The following is an 18,894-nucleotide window of genomic DNA, read 5'->3' as shown; positions in this document are numbered from 1 at the left end:
AAAGTTAAGCATACACCAAGGAAAAACGCGGGCAGTGGGGTGCTGCGCGCAGTCCATGAGCCATGCTAGTCGATAAATATGCGAGAAGTATGTCGAGCCCGAAGCGTTGGCCGAACGGACGATGGCAAAGCGAAAAAATCATACGGAAACAGAAAGCACGCGCTTCACTTGCCGCCCTGTGCCCAGCAACGCTGCAACAATGCTTCGAGCGCGCGATCCGGCATGCCGCTTTCGCGCAGCGCTTCGACCGTCCGGCTGACGTAATCCAGCGTGGTGCCGTATCGGCCGCTCGCGCAGCCGAACACCGTGCGTACGATCGGGTCCGCGAGCTTTCCCGTGTAAGACGACGCCTCGCGCCGCATGACGAACGCGAGCGCGTCCACGCGCCGCCCGTCCGCGAGCGTGCAGGGCAGCCACGCCGGACGGTAGGAGCCCATCGCCATTTCGCGGCGCCATAGCACTTCGAGATGTTCGGTCGCATCGGCGCCCGCGAGACGGAACGCCATGCCGGTGCACGAGCCGCCTCGATCGAGCGCGAGCACGAGGCCCGGCTGCTCCGGCGTGCCGCGATTCACACGCGACCACAGATAAAGCCCGCGATGATAGCCGTGCACCTTGCCGCGCACGGCTTCGAGCGTCGGCAGCCCGGGATTCCAGATCAGCGAGCCGTAACCGAACAGCCACAAATCCGACTTCCGATCCCAGTGCGCGAGCGACGCCTCGCGCGACGCCGCGAGTTCCTCTTCAGTCAGCAACGCGGATTCGCCGAGCATGGGCGGATAGTCCGGGCAGTCCGGGCAGTCCGGGCAGTCCGGACGCGGCGGCGCGGGCGCTTTCTCCGCCAGAGATTCAAGTGAGGGATTGGATTCGGGCGTCTTGTCGTTCACGGCGCGTTCAGGACATCGGACCGGCTTCAGGGCAAAGGCACATAAGGATCGGAAAATCCCAGAGACTGCATGATATCCGTCTCGATCGATTCCATCTCTTGCGCTTCGCTTTCGATCTCGTGATCGTAACCCTGCGCATGCAGCGTGCCATGCACGATCAGATGCGCGTAGTGCGCGGCGAGCGGCTTGCCTTGCTCCGTCGCCTCGCGCTCGACCACCGGGCAGCACAGGATCAGATCGCCCGCGACCGGATCGTCCTCCGATTCGGCGTAGGCGAAGGTCAGCACGTTCGTCGCGTAGTCCTTCTGCCGATACGTGCGGTTGAGCATGCGTCCTTCGTCTTCATCGACGAAGCGCACGGTCAGCTCGGCATCCGCGAACAGCGATGCCTTGATCCAGCGCGCGACGGTTGCGCGCGGCAGGATCGCCTTGTGCGACGGATACGCCTTGGCGGCCGGGAACTGCAGCGTCAGGGTGAGGCGCGGGGTCATTCGGGTTTCTGCTGCGATTGCTGCGACAGACGCGCGGCCTCCGCGAGCGCCGCGTCCTTCTGCGACTGCGCGTCGTAAGCCTCGACGATGCGCGCGACCAGCGGATGCCGCACCACGTCCGCCGAGGTGAAGTGCGTGATCGCGATGCCGCGCACTTCCGACAGCACATGCTGCGCTTCGATCAGGCCGCTCTTGTGGCCGCGCGGCAAGTCGACCTGCGTCGTGTCGCCGGTAACGACCGCCTTCGAACCGAAGCCGATACGCGTGAGGAACATCTTCATCTGCTCGGGCGTCGTGTTCTGCGCCTCGTCGAGAATGATGAACGCGTGGTTCAGCGTGCGGCCGCGCATGTACGCGAGCGGCGCGATTTCGATCATCTGGCGCTCGAACATCTTTGCGGTCTTGTCGAAGCCGAGCAGATCGTAGAGCGCGTCATACAGCGGACGCAGATACGGATCGACTTTCTGGGCGAGATCGCCCGGCAAGAAGCCGAGCCGTTCGCCCGCCTCGACGGCCGGCCGCGTCAGCACGATGCGTTTGACCTGATCGCGCTCCAGCGCATCGACGGCGCACGCGACCGCGAGATACGTCTTGCCCGTGCCCGCCGGCCCGATGCCGAAGGTCACGTCATGCTGCAGGATCTGCTTCAGATACTCGCGCTGCGCGGGCGTGCGGCCGCGCAGGTCGGCGCGGCGCGTGTACAGCTTCGGACCGTGATCTTCGTCTTCGCCGAGATCGATCGTCGCGCTGGGTTCGTCGAACGGATGATCGGGGTCGCCGCGAAAACGCGGATCGACCTCGCCGTCTTCGCCGTTTGCGTCACGCGCATCTCTCGCGCGACGCGTCGCGTGGCGCGCTTCGACCAGCGCGAGCTGGATGTCATCGACGGAAATCGGATCGCGCGCGCGGTTGTAGAAGTTCTCGAGCGCCGCGAGCGCCACCCGCGCGCCACGGCCGCGAATCGAAATCTTGTGGCCGCGACGCGAAAGTGTCACGTCGAGCGCCTGCTCGATCTGCCGCAGGTTTTCGTCGAGCGGGCCGCAGAGGTTGGCGAGCCGCGCGTTGTCGTCGCGCGGTGCGGTGAATTCCAGATGCTGCGTAGGAGCGTTCTTCAAAGTGTCCCGTCTTTAATTAGCGATTGCGGACGTCTCTGGCACGAGCACCAGCTCGCCGCGCAGCGAATGCGGATACGCGTGCACGATCTTCACGTCGATCATCTGGCCGATCAGACGCGCGTGCGACGAAACCGGCGCCGGGAAATTGACGACGCGGTTGTTCTCCGTGCGGCCCGCGAGCTCGTTCGGGTCCTTGCGCGCCGGGCGCTCGACCAGAATCCGCTCGACCTTTCCGACCATCGATTCGCTGATGCGCTGCACGTTTTCTTCGATGGTCGCCTGCAGATGTTGCAGACGCTTGAGCTTCACTTCGCGCGGCGTGTCGTCGTGCAGATTTGCGGCGGGCGTGCCGGGACGCGGGCTGTAGATGAACGAGAAGCTCGTGTCGTAGCTCATCTCGTCGACGAGCGTCATCATCTTGTTGAAGTCGTCTTCGGTCTCGCCGGGGAAGCCGACAATAAAGTCCGTCGACAGCGACAGGTCCGGGCGGATCGCGCGCAATTTGCGAATCACCGACTTGTATTCGAGCACGGTGTAGCCGCGCTTCATCGCCATCAGGATGCGATCCGAGCCGTGCTGCACCGGCAAATGCAGATGCGAAACGAGCTTGGGCACCTTCGCGTAGGTGTCGATCAGGCGCTGCGTGAATTCCTTCGGATGCGACGTGGTGTAGCGAATGCGCTCGATACCCGGCACTTCCGCGACGTATTCGATGAGCGTCGCGAAGTCCGCGATTTCGCTCGAACCGAGCGTCAGCGCGCCACGATAGGCGTTCACGTTCTGCCCGAGCAGCGTGACTTCGCGCACGCCCTGATCGGCGAGGCCGGCGATTTCGGTGAGCACGTCGTCGAGCGGACGGGACACTTCCTCGCCGCGCGTGTACGGCACGACGCAATAGCTGCAGTACTTCGAGCAGCCTTCCATGATCGACACGAACGCGCTCGGACCGTCCACGCGCGCGGGCGGCAGGTGGTCGAACTTCTCGATTTCCGGGAACGTGATGTCGACCTGCGCGCGGCCGGTGGCGCGGCGCTGATCGATCATCGCGGGCAGGCGATGCAGCGTCTGCGGGCCGAACACGAGATCGACATACGGCGCTCGCGCGACGATCGACGCGCCTTCCTGACTCGCGACGCAACCGCCGACGCCGATCAGCAGATTCGGATTCGCTTCCTTGAGTTCGCGCACGCGGCCGAGATCGGAGAAGACTTTCTCCTGGGCCTTTTCGCGCACCGAGCACGTGTTGAACAGAATGACGTCCGCGTCTTCGGGCGTGTCCGTCTTGACGAGTCCTTCCGCCGCGCCGAGCACGTCGACCATCTTGTCGGAGTCGTACTCGTTCATCTGGCAGCCGAAGGTCTTTACATAAACTTTCTTGGTCATGAATCGTCGCCGGTCGCAGTGGTTAACCTGGGGGCGCTATAAAAGAGATTGAAAAAGGGGTTCGCGGGGCTCGAAAGGGCGTTTTCAGGCGCCTTCGCGGAAATTTCCGCAGACGCGTTTTACGCCGATCTGCACCGCTTTTTGCTGTAATTTAGCCCGATATTATAGCTCCGACGGCCATTCCTGACGTTCGCGCCTACGGTCGGGCGGATACGCCAGATCGCCGAGCAGTTCCGCCGTGGTCTTTTCGAAGCGTTCGACGAGAAAATCCAGCAGCGCCCGCACGCGCGGCGCCATGTAGCGGTTCGCATGAAAGAGCGCGTGCACGGCGGCTTCGTGCGTGCACCAGTCGGGCAGCACCATCTGGAGCGTGCCGGCGCGCACGTCGGCGGCGATATCCCAGATCGATTTATGCGCGATGCCGTGACCCGCGCGCGCCCACGCATGAACGAGCGCGCCGTCGTTCGCTTCCCAGGAATCCGCGACGGGCATCGAAAAAGCGTAGCGCTCCTCGCCGCGCACGAAGTTCAGTTCGGAGAGCGGCCCGGACGACGTGACCACCACGACGAAATCGTGCCCGAGCAGATCGGCGGGCGTTTTCGGCGTGCCCTTACGCGCGAGATATTCCGGCGATGCGCACAACACGCGCCGGTTCGGCGCCAGCACGCGCGCGGCGAGCCCGCTGTCGGGCGGCGCGCCGAAGCGGATCGCCAGATCGATTTCTTCCAGCATGAAGTTCGACACCGAATCCGACAGCGTCAGCGCGAAGCTCACCTCCGGATGCCGCGCGCCGAATTCGTCGAGCCAGCCGCTCAGCATGTGACGCCCGAAATCCGATGTCGCCGACACGCGCACCTTGCCGCGCACGACGTTCTGACCGGCCTGCAGCGCGGCTTCGGCGTCGTCAATCGCCTGCAGTGCGATGCGGCAATGCTGCAGATACAGCCGGCCTTCATCGGTGACGCGTAACTGGCGCGTCGTGCGCTCGAACAGCCGCGTGTGCAGCGCTTTCTCGAGCTTCATGAGGCGCGCACTCGCCGCCGCCGGCGACAAACCGAGCTTGCGCCCCGCCGCCGACAGGCTGCCGGCCGCCGCCGCTTCCACGAACAGGCGCATGTCGCCGAGCCGATCCATCGTCATTTTCAAATTCCGTTTGAGAATGATTCAAAGACTAGCCCAATTCTCAAACGATTGCCGCATCCGGAAAATGTCGTTCAACCGACTGGGAGTTCGAAACCATGCAGCTCGATCACGTCACCATCGTCGCGCCGGATTGCGACGCGCTCATGCGCTTTTTCGTCGATATCGGAGGGATGCGCGTCGGCCCGCGGCCGCCGTTCGGCGTAGGCGGCTACTGGCTCTATCTCGGCGCGCGGCCAGTGGTGCATCTGATTGCATCGCGCGCGGCGTCGGCATCGATGGAAGGGCGCGGCGCGACGCGCATCGATCATCTGGCGCTGCGCATCGACGACGAAACCGAATGGCGGGCGCTGCTCGAACGCCTCGACTGCCACGGCTACGCGTATCAGCTCGCCGAAGTGCCGATCGCCCGAGAGCTTCAGCTCTTCGTGCGGCTCGCGCTGGCCGTGGTCGTCGAATTCGTGGTCGCCCGGCCCCTCGCTCAATCCTGATCTGGAGTCATCATGCCTCTTCCGCTTCTCGCGCTGGCGATCAGCGCTTTCGCCATCGGCACGACGGAGTTCGTCATCATGGGCCTGTTGCCCAATGTCGCGCGCGATCTTTCTGTTTCGATTCCTTCAGCAGGCCTGCTCGTCACCGGCTACGCGCTCGGCGTGGCGGTCGGCGCGCCGCTGCTCGCCGTGCTCACCAGCAAAATGCCGCGCAAGCTCGCGCTGCAATTGCTAATGCTCGTGTTCATCGTCGGCAACGTGTTTTGCGCGCTCGCGCCGAACTACGAACTGCTGATGGTGGCGCGCGTCGTCACGTCGTTCGCGCATGGCTCGTTCTTCGGCATCGGCGCGGTCGTCGCGGCTTCGCTCGTGCCGGCGGAAAAGCGCGCAAGCGCCATCGCGCTGATGTTCACCGGCCTCACTCTCGCCAACGTGCTGGGGGTGCCGTTCGGCACTTTCATCGGCCAGGAGCTCGGCTGGCGCGCGACATTCTGGATCGTCGCCGGGTTCGGCGTGCTGTCCGCGCTCGGCGTGACGGCGCTCGTGCCGAATCGCCATGACGCCGCGCCCAGCGGCCTGTCGCACGAAGTGCGCGTGCTGCGCGACCCGCAAGTGTGGCTCGCGCTTACGATGACCGTGCTCGGTTTCGGCGGCGTGTTCGTTGTGTTCACCTATATCGCGCCGATTCTCGAACAGGTCAGCGGCTTCTCGCCGCGCGCCGTCACGCTGATTCTGGTGCTGTTCGGCATCGGCCTGACGATCGGCAATACGATCGGCGGCAGGCTCGCCGACCGCGCGCTGATGCGCTCGCTCATGGGCATTCTGTTCGCGCTGGCCGTCGTCATGGCGGTGTTCGCCGGGACGAGTCACAGCCAGATCGGCGCGATCGTGACGATCTTCGTCTGGGGCATCGCGGCGTTCGCGACGGTGCCCCCGCTGCAGACGCGCGTCGTCGAGAAGGCGAAAGACGCGCCGAATCTGGCGTCGACGCTCAATATCGGCGCGTTCAATGTCGGCAACGCGGGCGGCGCGTGGCTCGGCGGCGCGGTGCTCACGCACGGCCACGGGCTCGATATGCTGCCGTGGGCCGCCGCCGTGGTCGCGCTCGCCGCGCTCGCGGTGACGTGGTTCGCCGCGCGGCTGGATGCGCCGCGCGTGCGCCGCAGCCTTAAAACAGACGTAAAGGCAGCCGACGCTTGCTGAGCGCTTATCATGTCGGCTCAACGTAATTCGAGCCAACATGATCGATCATCTCATCTGCGATTGCGACGGCGTGCTCGTCGACAGCGAAGTCATCGCGGATCGCGTGATGCTGGACGTGCTCACCGAGACGTTTCCCGGCATCGACTTCAAACCGGTCGTCAAGACGGCCTTCGGACAACAAACCTCGCGCTTTCTGGCCAATCTGGAGACGACGTTCGGCATCGCGATGCCGCCGAACTTCGTTGAGACGATCGAGGCGCGCGTGTCCGTGGAACTAGCACGCTCGCTCGGACCGATCGCGGGCGTGCGTGTTGCTCTGGAAGGGTGCGGCCTGCCGGTGGCGGTGGTCTCGAATAGCCGCATGGAGCGCGTGCGCGCTTCGGTGCGGCGCGCGGGGCTGGATGCAATCGTCGGCGAGCGCGTGTTCAGCGCGCAGCAGGTCGAACGGCCGAAGCCTTATCCCGATGTCTATCTGCTCGCGGCGCGCACGCTCGGAATCGATCCGGCGCGCTGCCTCGTCGTGGAAGACAGCGTCGCCGGCCTGACAGCGGCGCGCGCGGCGGGTATGAAAACCATCGCGTTCGTCGGCGCGAGCCATATACCGTCCGGCTACGCGCAGGTGCTGCGCGAAACCGGCATCACGCGAATCATGGAGCACATGGACGAACTGCCGGCGCTGGTCGCGGCCGGCGTGCGCGGAGATTTCGGCGACGTGCTTTCCTGAAGCGGCGGTGGATCAGACCGCTTCTTCCACGACTTCTTCCACCGATTTGCGCGCGGCGGAGAGCGTCGCGCGGAAGTCGGCCAGTTCCTCGATGGTCAAAAGCGGCAAGCCGTGTTCCTTCGCGAAGCGTTCGATTTGCTCGCCGCGCGCCATCGTGCCGTCGGCGTTCATCAGCTCGCACAGCACGCCCGCGGGCTTGAGGCCGGCAAGAATCGCCAGATCGACTGTGCCTTCCGTGTGACCGCGCCGCGCGAGCACGCCGCCCGGCATCGCCCGCAGCGGGAACACGTGACCGGGACTGACGATATCGTCCGGCGTGGCGTGATCGGCAATGGCCGCACGGATCGTCGTCACGCGGTCGGCCGCCGAAACACCCGTCGTCACGCCTTCGCGCGCCTCGATCGACACGGTGAACGCGGTCCCGTAGCGGCTGCCGTTCGCGGCGGCCATTGGCGGAAGTTCGAGCGCGCGGACTCGCTCGTCGGGCAGGCACAGACAGACGATGCCGCTGCACTCGCGGATCAGGAGCGCCATGGTGGCGTCGGTGAGCTTTTCGGCCGCGACGATCAGATCGGCTTCGTTCTCGCGATCGTCGTCGTCCTGCAGGACGACCGGGCGGCCTGCACGCATGGCGTCGAGTGCGGCGGCGATGCGCGGCGGAATCTCGAAATCGGACAGTTGCGGGAGATCGGCGAACGCGTCATCTGCGATGACGGCGGGCGCGGGGAAAGACAGATTGCTGGTGATTCGGCTCTGGGACATGTGAAACGCTCTCGCGAAAAATGGGCGAAAAACGTTTCAGGGCATTGCAAACAGACAGAACGGCACCCCGCGGCGGCGCGCCAGGGGGCGCGGCGTCGTCCGGTTCGGCGCGATGCTTGAATCGCCAGGGGGAACGGACGTGACCATCTGCACATCTTCTCTCATCCGGACTATGACCGTCGGCTCTGGCGTCTCACCAGATCTGCTGACCCCGCGCATGATGCTCGCGCGGGCGCTCGCGGGCTCATGGTCCGGCCATCAAGCCTCGCCACACACCGCCGGTGGGGAATTGCACCCCGCCCTGAAGACGTACTGGATGCCGACGGGCCGATAAACCCGTCAGCTTTTTTAGGATACCGCACGCGTACGGTTTTTGCACCGCCGCATGCGTCGTGGACGTTGTGTGAAGCGACATCCGCGAGTTTGCGCGACTATCCGGCTAACTGTCTGCCCACGCCTTCGCGGCATTCACCGCGCGCCGCCACCCTGCGATGCAGGATTCGACTTCCCGCTCGGGCAGCGATGGCGCGAAACGACGCTCCAGTTGCCACTGCGCCTTGAGTTCGTCGACATCTTTCCAGTAGCCGACGGCCAGTCCCGCGAGATAAGCGGCGCCGAGCGCCGTCGTTTCCGCGATGCGCGGGCGCGCGACATCGACGCCGAGGATGTCGGCCTGGAACTGCATCAGAAGGTCGTTCGCGCAAGCGCCGCCGTCGACGCGCAACTGCGCGATGCGCATGCCCGAGTCAGCTTCCATTGCCTTGAGCACGTCGAGCGATTGATAGGCGATGGAGTCGAGCGCCGCGCGCGCGATATGGCCCGACGTGGTGCCGCGCGTCACACCGAAAAGCGTGCCGCGTGCGCGCGCATTCCAGTGCGGCGCCCCGAGTCCGGCGAACGCGGGCACGAGATAGACGCCGTCGCTGTGCCGAACGCCGCGCGCGAGCGTTTCCACTTCACTCGCGCGACGGATGATGCCGAGGCCGTCGCGCAGCCATTGCACGACGGCGCCCGCAATGAAAATGCTGCCTTCCAGCGCATAATTGACTTGATCGCCGATCTGCCAGGCGATCGTGGTGACGAGATTGTTGCGCGATTCGATCGGCTTTTCGCCCGTGTTCATGACGAGAAAGCAGCCGGTGCCGTAGGTGTTCTTCACCATGCCGGAGTCGGTGCACATCTGGCCGAAGAGCGCGGCGTGCTGGTCGCCAGCGAGCGAAGCGATCGGGATGTCCGTGGAGAACACGCCTTGCGTCGTGCCATACACCTCGGCGGAGGTACGCACTTCAGGCAGCATGCTGCGCGGAATATCGAGCGCGTCGAGCAGTTCGTCGTCCCAGCGCCGCTCATGGATGTTGAAGAGCATGGTGCGCGAGGCATTGGTGATGTCGGTGACATGCAGGCCCCGCCGCGTGAAGTTCCACACGAGCCAGCTATCGACGGTGCCGAAGGCGAGGCGTCCCTGCTTCGCCTTGTCGCGCGCACCTTCCACGTTGTCCAGGATCCAGCGGATCTTGGTCGCGGAGAAATACGAGTCGATGGGCAGGCCGGTCTTCGCGCGCACCCTCGCCTCGAGGCCGCGCGCCTTGAGCTCGTCGCAGAAGGCCGCGGTGCGCCGGTCCTGCCAGACGATCGCGTTGTAGACCGGCTTGCCCGTCTCCCGGTCCCACACGATCGTGGTTTCCCGCTGGTTCGTTACGCCGAGAGCGGCGATCGACGAAGCGCTCGCGCCCGCACGGGTCACCGCTTCCGCGGCGACGCCCGCCTGCGTGGACCAGATTTCCTGCGGATCGTGTTCGACCCAGCCCGCTTCCGGATAAATCTGCTGAAACTCCTTCTGAGCGACGGACACGACGTTGCCGCTGCGGTCGAACAGCATGGCGCGGGAGCTGGTGGTGCCCTGGTCGAGCGCGAGAACGTACTGATCCTGCATGGTCTCCTCCGGTTTGAGCGGACGCCGCGCGCCGGCGGTACTTCGAGCGATGTCCGTCTGCGCAATCTATCGGAGCGGGCTCGCGTGGACAACCTGGCCGAATGGGATAAGCCGCGTGACATCTCTGGCCTGGGAATCTGCCTATGCCATTCGGCTGAGTGGCGCGCCGCCTGTGTTCGTCCGATACTGGCGGCACGAATTCCAACGAAAGGTGAGTGCGATGCGAATGCTGCTGGTTTCAGGCGTGCTGGGCGCGGCGTTGCTGGCGGGCTGCGTGGGCACGCCTAGCCTCGATGGTACAGCGAGGGCGCCATCGTTCAGTGCGCTGCAAGGCATGTGCGGCGCCTCGCCGGTCGATTACGGCGCGGATGCGCAATCCGTCTACTCGGCGTTTTATGACGCCTACGTTGCCGAGCGGCGCGGCGGCCTGTCGAAGGAGCGTTTCTGCGCCTTTCAGGTGGTGATCGCCGAACGATATCGCGCATATCGCGCCAATCCGGGCCCGGAAACGCAAAGCGCCTGGGCGAATTTCTTCCTGGATCAGCGGGCTCGGGCGCTGAGCTGGCGTGCCGCAGTCGACCCGACGCTGCGCGCCGGATGAAGTGAGTCGATCGGAGAAGGAATGTGCGAAATGGGCGCGGCGTGCTGACCGCGCCCGGAGTCCTGCCGCGCTTGCTACGAGTACCGCTTGAAAGCCTTGACGGTGGAGTCACCGGTGGCGGTGAGGCGCCATTGCTGGCGTCCGGAGGCGAGATTTTCGAGTTGAACGAGCTGGCGTTCGAGCAAGGCGTCGAGTTCCTCGCGTTGCATGTCGACCTGATTAGGTGCTTCCTGAACCAATAGCAGCGTGGCGAATTCGTGCGGACTCAGCATTGTGTTCTCCATGACGACCGAACGGCATAAGCAGCCGGCTTTGTAAGCCGGATCTTTTTGCTTCGAAGCGTTGTACGGGGAAACTGAAAAACCGCCGGGCAGTTGCGATGATTGTGTACTGCGCGTGCCGGGAATTGGGATTGTAGGCAAGCGTCTGACAAGTGCCAAACCTTGTAGTGAAAATTTTGGCTTTGACTTTTTTGCCCAGCGAAGGCGGTCCGGTGCACATAAGGATTTGCAGAATCCACTTGAGGTTCGTGCGGCGGCGCACACAAAACGTGGCACGCGTCAGACTGTGCCCGTCACGCGCAGGCAATCGACTCATGCTCGATTCTCATTAATTTATTAGATAAATGAATTTGTTTTGGATTAAGCGGACAATGCAATATTCCCCTTTTGCCTGACTGGCCCGGAGCTTCGCCCGGGTTCGTCTGCCCGCTGGTATTTCGGACTTCAATCAATGACTCGCTTCAACTGGCAAAACCCGTATCCCACGCCGCGCCTGCCGGTGTTCGCCCGCAATATCGTTTCGACGTCGCATCCGCTCGCCGCGCAAGCAGGTTTGCGCATGCTCTGGAAAGGCGGCAACGCCGTCGACGCCGCCATTGCCGCGGCGGCTGCGATCACGGTGGTCGAGCCGGTTTCGTGTGGACTGGGCGGCGACGCGTTCGCGCTTGTCTGGGACGGCAAAAAGCTGCACGGGTTGAATGCGTCGGGCGTGTCGCCGGCGGCGTGGAACGTCGATTATTTCCGCAACAAATACGGCGAAGAAAGCGGCCTTGCGCGCCAGCCCAAGCGCGGCTGGGACACGGTCACGGTGCCGGGCGTCATAGCTGGCTGGGAAGCGTTGCATGCGAAGTTCGGCTCGCTGCCATTCGCCGACCTGATGGAACCGGCCATCGAGATCGCCGAGCGCGGTCATGCGGTAGCGAGCATCGTCGCCTATAAATGGGCGGCGGCGGTGCCGGAACTCAAGGATCAGCCGGGCTTCGCCGAAGTCTTCATGCCACGCGGCCGCGCGCCCGAAGTGAGCGAACTCGTGCGCTTTCCCGGCCACGCGAAAACGTTGCGCATGCTTGCGCAGCACGGTCCGCGCGCGTTCTACGAAGGCGAAGCCGCCGAGCGGATCGCCGCGTTCGCGCGCCAGGGCGGCGCGGCCCTCACCATGAACGATCTGCGCAATTACCGCGCGGATTGGGTCGAGCCGATCAGCAAGGACTATCGCGGCTACACGGTGCACGAGATTCCGCCGAACGGGCAGGGCATCGCCGCGCTGATCGCGCTCGGCATTCTGGACAAATTCGACGTGAGCGCGCTCACCGTCGATCGCATCGAATCGCAGCATTTGCAGATCGAGGCGATGAAGCTCGCATTCGCCGATGTCTATCGCTACGTCGCCGATCCGCGCTCGATGGAAGTCACGCCCGAGCAGATGCTGGACGACGCCTACCTCGCGGAGCGCGCGAAGCTCATCGACCCGTCGAAGGCCACGCAATTCGACTTCGGCATGCCGAAGGCGGGCGGCACCATCTATATGTCCGTGGCCGACGAGCGCGGCATGATGGTGAGCTTCATCCAGTCGAATTACATGGGTTTCGGTTCTGGCGTCGTCGTGCCGGATACCGGCATCGCGCTGCAGAACCGCGGCTGCGGCTTCTCCATGGATCCGAAGTCCGCGAATGTCGTGGAAGGCGGCAAGCGCCCGTTCCATACCATCATTCCGGCGTTCCTCACACAGGAAGTCGACGGCAATCGCGAAGCCGTGATGAGCTTCGGCGTGATGGGCGGCGACATGCAGCCGCAAGGCCATCTGCAATCCATCGTGCGAATGCTCGATTACGGCCAGCAGCCGCAGGCCGCTTGCGACGCGCCGCGCTGGAAGGTCAATCGCGATTTCACGATCGATATCGAGGCCACGCTCGACCTCGAAACCGCGCGCGCGCTCGAAGGTCTGGGCCATACGATCAAATCGGTCGATGACCCGTACATGGACTTCGGCTCGGGTCAATACATCTGGAAGCTGGATCGCAACGACCCCGAGCGCGGTTACGTCGCGGCAAGCGACAGCCGGCGCGACGGGCTCGCCGCCGGGTTCTGACGCAATTATCGGAGGCCGTGCCGTCAGGCCGGTCTCCAATCACAAAAATAATCAACGTCTCTTCGCTGCCGTCGGCATGCGAAGCGGACGCGCACGTCCGCAGCCGGCGAAACGCGGCGAGCGGGCAGGGAAGGGAGGCAGCATGAGTGAACAGGCGTATCGGGCGACGGATGCACAGAACCCGACAGCGGCGAACGCGGAGTCCGCCGCATCAAAAGCGCCGCTGTCGAAGGCGATGATCCGGCGCATCGTGTTTTCGTCGTCGATCGGCAATGCGCTCGAGTGGTTCGATTTTCTCGTCTACGGTTATTTCGCGACGGTCATCGCCAAGGCGTTCTTTCCGTCGCACGACGAGTGGCTTTCGACAATGCTCGCCATCGGCACGTTCGGCATCTCATTCCTGATGCGGCCGCTCGGCGCGATCGTGCTGGGCGTCTACGGTGACCGCAAAGGACGCAAGGCCGCGCTCACGCTTGCCATTCTGCTGATGATGGTCGGCACGCTCACGATGGCCGTGATGCCGACGTACGCGCACATCGGCATCGCGGCGCCGTTGCTGATCCTGCTGGCGCGCCTCGTTCAGGGCTTCGCTGTCGGCGGCGAGTTCGGCAGCGCGACCGCCTTCATGGTCGAGCACAGCGAGGCGCGGCGTGGCTATTACGCGAGCTGGCAGTTCGCGAGCCAAGGGCTTGCGGCAATCCTGGCCGCGTCGTTCGGCTCGGTGCTGAACGCGTGGCTGCCGCAGCCGGAACTGGAGAGCTGGGGCTGGCGCATTCCGTTCGTCTTCGGTCTGCTGGTCGGTCCGGTCGGCTATTACATTCGTTCGCACCTGGACGAGACGCCGGAGTTTCTCGCAATGCGGCCCGCGCGAAAAGAAAGCGCGCCCGCTGTGTCGTTCTCAAATCAATGGCTGAATTTGCTGCTCGCCGTCGGCATCGTGGCGCAGTCCACTGTCGGCGTGTATGTCTTGCAGCTCTACATGCCGCTGTACGCGGTCAAGCAATTGCATCTGCCCGCCACGGCGTCGTTCGCTGTCGTCGTGCTCAATGGCGGACTTCAGTTCATTCTTTCGCCGGTGATGGGGGCGCTGTCCGACCGGCTCGGGCGCATCCGCATCATGCTCGGCACGTCGATTTTCATGGGCGTCGCGATTTATCCGATGTTTGCGTGGCTGCAGACGCACCCGACGGTAGCCTCGCTCGTCGTGCTGCAAGCCGTCGCGGGCATTCTCAAGGCTGCGTACTCCGGGCCGATGCCCGCGCTCATGTCCGAGATATTCCCCACGCGCGTGCGCTCTACGGGTCTGTCGATCGGCTATGCGCTCGGCGTCACGCTGTTCGGCGGGTTTGCGCCGACGATCGTCGAAGCCTTCATCCATGTCACCGGCGATAAACTCGCGCCCAGCTATTACGTGCTGCTCGCGGCGGTTCTGTCCGGAGTATCCCTCGCGGTCGTTGCGTATCGCATGCGTTTCGCACGACGCCCGGCATAGCGCGCTCGCAAAGAGCATCAGGACGAGGCGGCTTCGGTCGCCTTTTTGCGTTCCGGCGTTGCCGTGCCGACGTCAGAAGAAACCGGCATGCTTCATGCTGCAGTGCACAGATGCCCCTTGCCCGAGTCGTAAGAAATTGGCGCAGACGGAACCGTGGCCGCGCGTACGAGTCTGTCCCCCATGTCTGCAAACTCATTGCAGGGCGGCTAAGATGACTGAACAAGCCGTCAACACCGGAAGTCGATGACGCCGCAACCGCCTCGTTCGCGGCGTCGCCTGAACCTCGGCCCTCTCTTGCAGGCCGAAGGCGCGTTCAGCCCAGCCAGGAGCGCGATACATGTACGCAGACAGTACCCACGTGATGCCGTGGCGCATCGAGGACATCGATCTCAGCCGGATCGACCGTCAGAAGGCGCAATCTAACGAGCATCTTCTCTTGCTGTTGTGCGCGTGCTCGTTCATCGAGAGCGGCACCGACCTCTACACCAGCAATCTCAGCAAGTATTTTCACGACGACCCTGAGATCTCCGCATGGCTCAACAATGAATGGGAGCCCGAGGAGATGCAGCATGGCCGGGCGCTCAAGACCTATATCAATCACGTATGGCCCGAGTTCGACTGGGACACGGCCTTCAAGAACTTCTTCGACGAATACTCGCTCACCTGTTCTTACGAAGAATTCGAAAAGAAGCGAGCGCTCGAGATGGTGGCGCGCTGCGTCGTGGAGACGGGCACCGCCACGCTTTACCGGGCCATCAACGATTGCTCGGATGAGCCGGTTCTCAAAGAGATCACCGACAACATCCGAACGGACGAAGTGCGGCACTACAAGCACTTCTTCGCGTTCTTCAAGAAGTGGAACCAGATCGAGGGCAACGGTCGCATCGCCGTGCTGGGCGCGCTCGTGCGGCGGGTGGCGGAACTGAAGAGCGAGGATTCGGAGATCGCGCTGCGGCATGTTTTCGCGATTCGTTATCCTGAGCGTGCGCAGGATTCCGAATACAACCGAGAGCTGTCCGCGCGCGTGAATGCGCTGGTGCGGCGCAATCTGTCGGCGGATCAGGCGATCAAGATGCTGCTCAAGCCGCTCGACTTGCCGGCGCGCATTCAGCCCGGAGTGCACTATCCGCTTTCGAAGATGACGCAGTTGTTCTTCCGCTGAACCTTTCCGTCGATGCCGGCCCGCGCCGGCGTCCTTCCATGACCGATTTCAACGCGGCACACCCGTCCCTCTCTTCGCATTCGGCCTTCGATGAATGGCCGCCCGAACTGCGCGCGCTCTTCGACGGCACGCTCGCGAATGCCGACGGCGGCTTCACCGCATCGCTAAGCGCCGCCGACGATGCGCATCGCGTGCGTACGGCGTTGTTGAGCGCCGGCGAGTTGCTCGCGTCCGACGCGCGCACGCTGGCCTTCGCGCTGTGGCCGTCGTCACGGACGGCGCAAGCCGTGGCCGCGCGCGGACGCGCGACGCTCGCCTTCGTTTTCGACGGGGCGTTCTATCAGGTACATCTGGATGCGCGGCGCGTGCTGCTGGACGATGTGCCACTCGCGTGTTTCGTCGGCACGATCGAAACGGGGGAGATGCAGCGGGTAGCGTATGCGCGACTCACGAGCGGAATCGCGTTCGAACTGACTGATGCGCATTCGGTGCTCGCGCGCTGGCGCGAGCAACTCGAATGGCTGATGCGGGCGGCGAGCGCCGCCGCATGAAGCTCCGGCGCGGCGCGCCGGGTTACATCGAAGGCTTGAGACGTCAGCGGCTGCGATCGCCCGAGCGCTGGGCATCGCGCCGGCCGCCGAGCAACGCGCCGGGGTTGGCCGCGGGCTGACGCCGATTGTCGACATGACTCGCCTGCGCGGGTTCTGTGCGTCGCGGCGCGGAGCCTGCAGCGGGCTTCGCGGCGGGCTTGCCGTGATTGCGCCCGTCGCGCGAAGGCTGACCGCCGTTGCCGCCGTTGCCGCCGTTGCCAGCATTACCGCCATTCGACGGCCTCGCACCACGCGCCTCGCCATTCGGCCGGCCGCCGTCACGGCGCGGCTCGCCGCTGCGTCGACCTTCGCCGGCCGGACGTGCGTCGCCATTCCCGCGCGCCGCGCCATTGCGCGGGCTCTGACGCCCCTGGCCCTGACCCTGGCCTTGCCCCTGACCGCGCCCCTGGCTGCGACGCTGGATCGGCTCCGGCTTCGCGTTCGGATCCGGCTCGAAGCCCGGAATGACCTCGCGCGGAATCGGCCGCTTGATGAGGCGCTCGATGTCCTTCAGCAATTGATGCTCGTCCACGCAAACCAGCGACACAGCTTCGCCGTCCGCGCCCGCGCGCCCGGTGCGGCCGATGCGGTGCACGTAATCTTCCGGCACGTTCGGCAGATCGAAGTTGACGACGTGCGGCAACTGGTCGATATCGATGCCGCGCGCGGCGATATCCGTCGCGACCAGCACCTGCAGCGTCTCGGCCTTGAACTCGCTGAGCGCGCGCGTACGCGCCGACTGGCTCTTGTTGCCGTGAATGGCGAGCGCGCTGATGCCATCCTTTTCGAGTTGCTCGGCAAGACGGTTGGCGCCGTGCTTGGTGCGCGTGAACACGAGCACCTGGAACCAGTTGTTGCTGCGGATCAGATGCGTGAGCATTTCACGCTTGCGATCGCGATCGACCGGATGGATCTTCTGATCGACGGTTTCCGCGGTCGTGTTGCGGCGCGCGACTTCGATCAACGCGGGCGAATCGAGCAGGCTGTCGGCGAGCGCCTTGATTTCATCGGAGAAAGTGGCCGAGAACAGCAGGTTCTGACGCTTCGCGGGCAGACGCGCGAGCACGCGCTTGATGTCATGGATGAAGCCCATGTCGAGCATGCGGTCGGCTTCGTCCAGCACGAGAATTTCGAGTTGCGAAACGTCGATGGTCTTTTGTTGCATGTGATCGAGCAGACGGCCCGGCGTCGCCACGACGATATCCACGCCGCGCCGCAGCGCGTCGATCTGCGGATTGATGCCGACGCCGCCGAACATGACCGTGGAGCGCAGCTTCAGGTACTTGCCGTACGCGCGCACGCTTTCCTCGACCTGCGCGGCGAGTTCGCGCGTCGGCGTGAGGATCAGCGCGCGCACCGGACGCTTCGCGCCGCCGGCGACGGGCGCGAGCTGCGACAGGCGTTGCAGGATCGGCAGCGTGAAGCCGGCGGTCTTGCCCGTGCCGGTTTGCGCGCCCGCGAGCAGGTCGCCGCCTTTCAGGACGGCGGGAATGGCCTGAAGCTGGATCGGGGTGGGACTGGAATAGCCGAGTTCGTTGACGGCTCGAAGCAAAGGTTCGGACAGACCGAGTGAATCAAAGGACATAAATGGACGTTCAATTCGTTATGTCGAACGGCGCGCATGCGAACAAGACCGCGGCGAACGGGGTTCAGCCGGCAGAGCGCATGCATGACGCTCGGAAATAAATCGGGCGGCGGGCCGTTTCGCGTTTCAGCGAGCGACGGGCCATTGCCGCGAGGTTCGACGTGCTATCAAGACACGTCATCTGGCGCTAAGTTGCATCGACGCCATGTCGACGCTGCCGCACCCGCTCAGTCCGGCTCACGCGACATAGCGCGCGACGCTCACGAACTGACACAGGCTGCCTGCGAGCACGAACAGATGCCAGATTCCATGTCCGTGCCGGATGCGCTCGTCGTTGATGAAAAACCAGATACCGGCGGTGTACACGACACCGCCCGCCACCAGCCACGCAGTGCCTGCGGGCGGCAGCGCCGTCACGAGCGGATGAACGGCTACGAGCGCGAGCCATCCCATCAGCACGTAGAGCACCATCGACACGCTGCGGGTGCGACGCCCGAGCGTGAGTTCCTGCGTGATCCCGAGCGCGGCGAGCCCCCAGCTCACGCCGAAGAGCGACCAGCCCCAGGGACCTCGCAAGGTCACCAGTGTATACGGCGTGTAGCTGCCGGCTATCAACAAGTAGATAGCCGAGTGATCGCACTTCTGCAGTATCGACTTGAGGCGCGGCGTGCGCGCCCAGTGATACAGCGTCGAGATGATGTAGAGCGCGCAGAGCATTGCGCCGTAGACCGCGAAGCTCACGACCTTGTACGCATCGCCATCGAGCGCGCCCATTGTGACGAGCGCCGCCAGCCCCGCCACCGACAGCAGCGCGCCGATCAGATGACTGATGCTGTTGAAACGCTCACCCGCGTGCATGAAACCCATCCACCAAAACGACCCGCGCAAAACGAACGCGCAAAAAGACAAAGGGCGCGGCCCCAACTACGAAGGCTGCGCCCCAAGTGCGTATTGTACGCTGTCTT

General features: G+C 64.3%; 18 protein-coding genes and 1 riboswitch. Of the genes, 8 read left to right on the top strand and 10 right to left on the bottom strand.

All coding sequences use genetic code 11. The annotated features are described in order from the left end of the window. Positions 1-164 precede the first annotated feature (164 nt). From AWB79_RS00470 to AWB79_RS00450, 5 genes are all read right to left on the bottom strand, one after another. Positions 165-887: a gamma-glutamylcyclotransferase gene (locus AWB79_RS00470; protein WP_061165420.1), complete on the bottom strand. Its 723-nt coding sequence runs from the start codon at positions 885-887 to the stop codon at positions 165-167. Between the two features lie 26 nt (positions 888-913). Beyond that, complete coding sequence (gene ybeY / locus AWB79_RS00465) at positions 914-1,378, bottom strand: rRNA maturation RNase YbeY (protein ID WP_061165419.1); 465 nt, start codon at positions 1,376-1,378, stop codon at positions 914-916. Then, positions 1,375-2,493: a PhoH family protein gene (locus tag AWB79_RS00460; RefSeq protein WP_061165418.1), complete on the bottom strand. Its 1,119-nt coding sequence runs from the start codon at positions 2,491-2,493 to the stop codon at positions 1,375-1,377. Before AWB79_RS00460 ends, ybeY begins: the two co-directional genes overlap by 4 nt. A gap of 12 nt (positions 2,494-2,505) precedes the next feature. After that, positions 2,506-3,876 (bottom strand): tRNA (N6-isopentenyl adenosine(37)-C2)-methylthiotransferase MiaB, encoded by a 1,371-nt coding sequence (gene miaB, locus AWB79_RS00455; protein WP_061165417.1) that lies wholly within the window; start codon positions 3,874-3,876, stop codon positions 2,506-2,508. A gap of 162 nt (positions 3,877-4,038) precedes the next feature. Further along, positions 4,039-5,010, bottom strand: a complete 972-nt coding sequence (locus tag AWB79_RS00450; protein ID WP_198398958.1) for a LysR family transcriptional regulator — start codon at positions 5,008-5,010, stop codon at positions 4,039-4,041. A 104-nt stretch (positions 5,011-5,114) separates the two neighbouring features. Here AWB79_RS00450 and AWB79_RS00445 point away from each other — a divergent pair, with 104 nt between their 5' ends. From AWB79_RS00445 to AWB79_RS00435, 3 genes are read left to right on the top strand one after another with little or no spacing between them, the layout of a single operon-like run. Further along, positions 5,115-5,507 (top strand): VOC family protein, encoded by a 393-nt coding sequence (locus tag AWB79_RS00445; RefSeq protein WP_061165415.1) that lies wholly within the window; start codon positions 5,115-5,117, stop codon positions 5,505-5,507. 12 nt (positions 5,508-5,519) lie between these two features. Next, complete coding sequence (locus AWB79_RS00440) at positions 5,520-6,710, top strand: MFS transporter (protein ID WP_061165414.1); 1,191 nt, start codon at positions 5,520-5,522, stop codon at positions 6,708-6,710. 37 nt (positions 6,711-6,747) lie between these two features. Further along, positions 6,748-7,434: an HAD family hydrolase gene (locus tag AWB79_RS00435; RefSeq protein WP_061165413.1), complete on the top strand. Its 687-nt coding sequence runs from the start codon at positions 6,748-6,750 to the stop codon at positions 7,432-7,434. 12 nt (positions 7,435-7,446) lie between these two features. Here the strand turns inward: AWB79_RS00435 and ribB are convergent, their stop codons facing one another. Both ribB and glpK read right to left on the bottom strand, forming a co-directional pair. Next, a complete protein-coding gene (gene ribB, locus AWB79_RS00430; RefSeq protein ID WP_061165412.1) occupies positions 7,447-8,196 on the bottom strand; it encodes a 3,4-dihydroxy-2-butanone-4-phosphate synthase in 750 nt (249 codons plus the stop codon). 149 nt (positions 8,197-8,345) lie between these two features. Beyond that, positions 8,346-8,509, bottom strand: a riboswitch (FMN riboswitch). Positions 8,510-8,635: 126 nt separating this feature from the next. Next, entirely contained in the window at positions 8,636-10,129 is a 1,494-nt protein-coding gene (gene glpK, locus AWB79_RS00425) for a glycerol kinase GlpK (protein ID WP_061165411.1), read from the bottom strand. A 220-nt stretch (positions 10,130-10,349) separates the two neighbouring features. Between glpK and AWB79_RS00420 the strand changes: the two genes are divergently transcribed. After that, positions 10,350-10,730: a hypothetical protein gene (locus tag AWB79_RS00420; RefSeq protein ID WP_061165410.1), complete on the top strand. Its 381-nt coding sequence runs from the start codon at positions 10,350-10,352 to the stop codon at positions 10,728-10,730. 74 nt (positions 10,731-10,804) lie between these two features. On the opposite strand, the gene AWB79_RS00415 is transcribed toward AWB79_RS00420, so the two are convergent. Next, positions 10,805-11,002, bottom strand: a complete 198-nt coding sequence (locus AWB79_RS00415; protein WP_061165902.1) for a hypothetical protein — start codon at positions 11,000-11,002, stop codon at positions 10,805-10,807. Between the two features lie 460 nt (positions 11,003-11,462). Between AWB79_RS00415 and ggt the strand changes: the two genes are divergently transcribed. The 4 genes from ggt to AWB79_RS00395 all read left to right on the top strand — a co-directional run bounded on the left by ggt (position 11,463) and on the right by AWB79_RS00395 (position 16,305). Beyond that, positions 11,463-13,100, top strand: coding sequence for a gamma-glutamyltransferase (ggt, locus tag AWB79_RS00410; protein ID WP_061165409.1), 1,638 nt, complete (start codon positions 11,463-11,465; stop codon positions 13,098-13,100). Positions 13,101-13,335: 235 nt separating this feature from the next. Then, positions 13,336-14,592 carry an MFS transporter gene (locus AWB79_RS00405; protein WP_232470795.1) on the top strand — a complete coding sequence of 419 codons (1,257 nt, stop codon included), beginning with the start codon at positions 13,336-13,338 and terminating at the stop codon, positions 14,590-14,592. 337 nt (positions 14,593-14,929) lie between these two features. Next, positions 14,930-15,754: a ferritin-like domain-containing protein gene (locus AWB79_RS00400; protein ID WP_061165408.1), complete on the top strand. Its 825-nt coding sequence runs from the start codon at positions 14,930-14,932 to the stop codon at positions 15,752-15,754. A gap of 38 nt (positions 15,755-15,792) precedes the next feature. Next, complete coding sequence (locus AWB79_RS00395; protein WP_061165407.1) at positions 15,793-16,305, top strand: hypothetical protein; 513 nt, start codon at positions 15,793-15,795, stop codon at positions 16,303-16,305. Positions 16,306-16,348: 43 nt separating this feature from the next. On the opposite strand, the gene AWB79_RS00390 is transcribed toward AWB79_RS00395, so the two are convergent. Both AWB79_RS00390 and trhA read right to left on the bottom strand, forming a co-directional pair. Further along, positions 16,349-17,929, bottom strand: a complete 1,581-nt coding sequence (locus tag AWB79_RS00390) for a DEAD/DEAH box helicase (RefSeq protein ID WP_061165406.1) — start codon at positions 17,927-17,929, stop codon at positions 16,349-16,351. 237 nt (positions 17,930-18,166) lie between these two features. Beyond that, a complete protein-coding gene (trhA, locus tag AWB79_RS00385; RefSeq protein ID WP_061165900.1) occupies positions 18,167-18,787 on the bottom strand; it encodes a PAQR family membrane homeostasis protein TrhA in 621 nt (206 codons plus the stop codon). Between the last annotated feature and the right edge of the window lie 107 nt (positions 18,788-18,894).

Origin of the sequence: Caballeronia hypogeia (assembly GCF_001544875.2) — a bacterium.
Taxonomy (GTDB): domain Bacteria; phylum Pseudomonadota; class Gammaproteobacteria; order Burkholderiales; family Burkholderiaceae; genus Caballeronia; species Caballeronia hypogeia.
The sequence above is the reverse complement of the archived record's forward strand: the minus strand, read 5'-3'. Positions and strand labels throughout refer to the sequence as shown.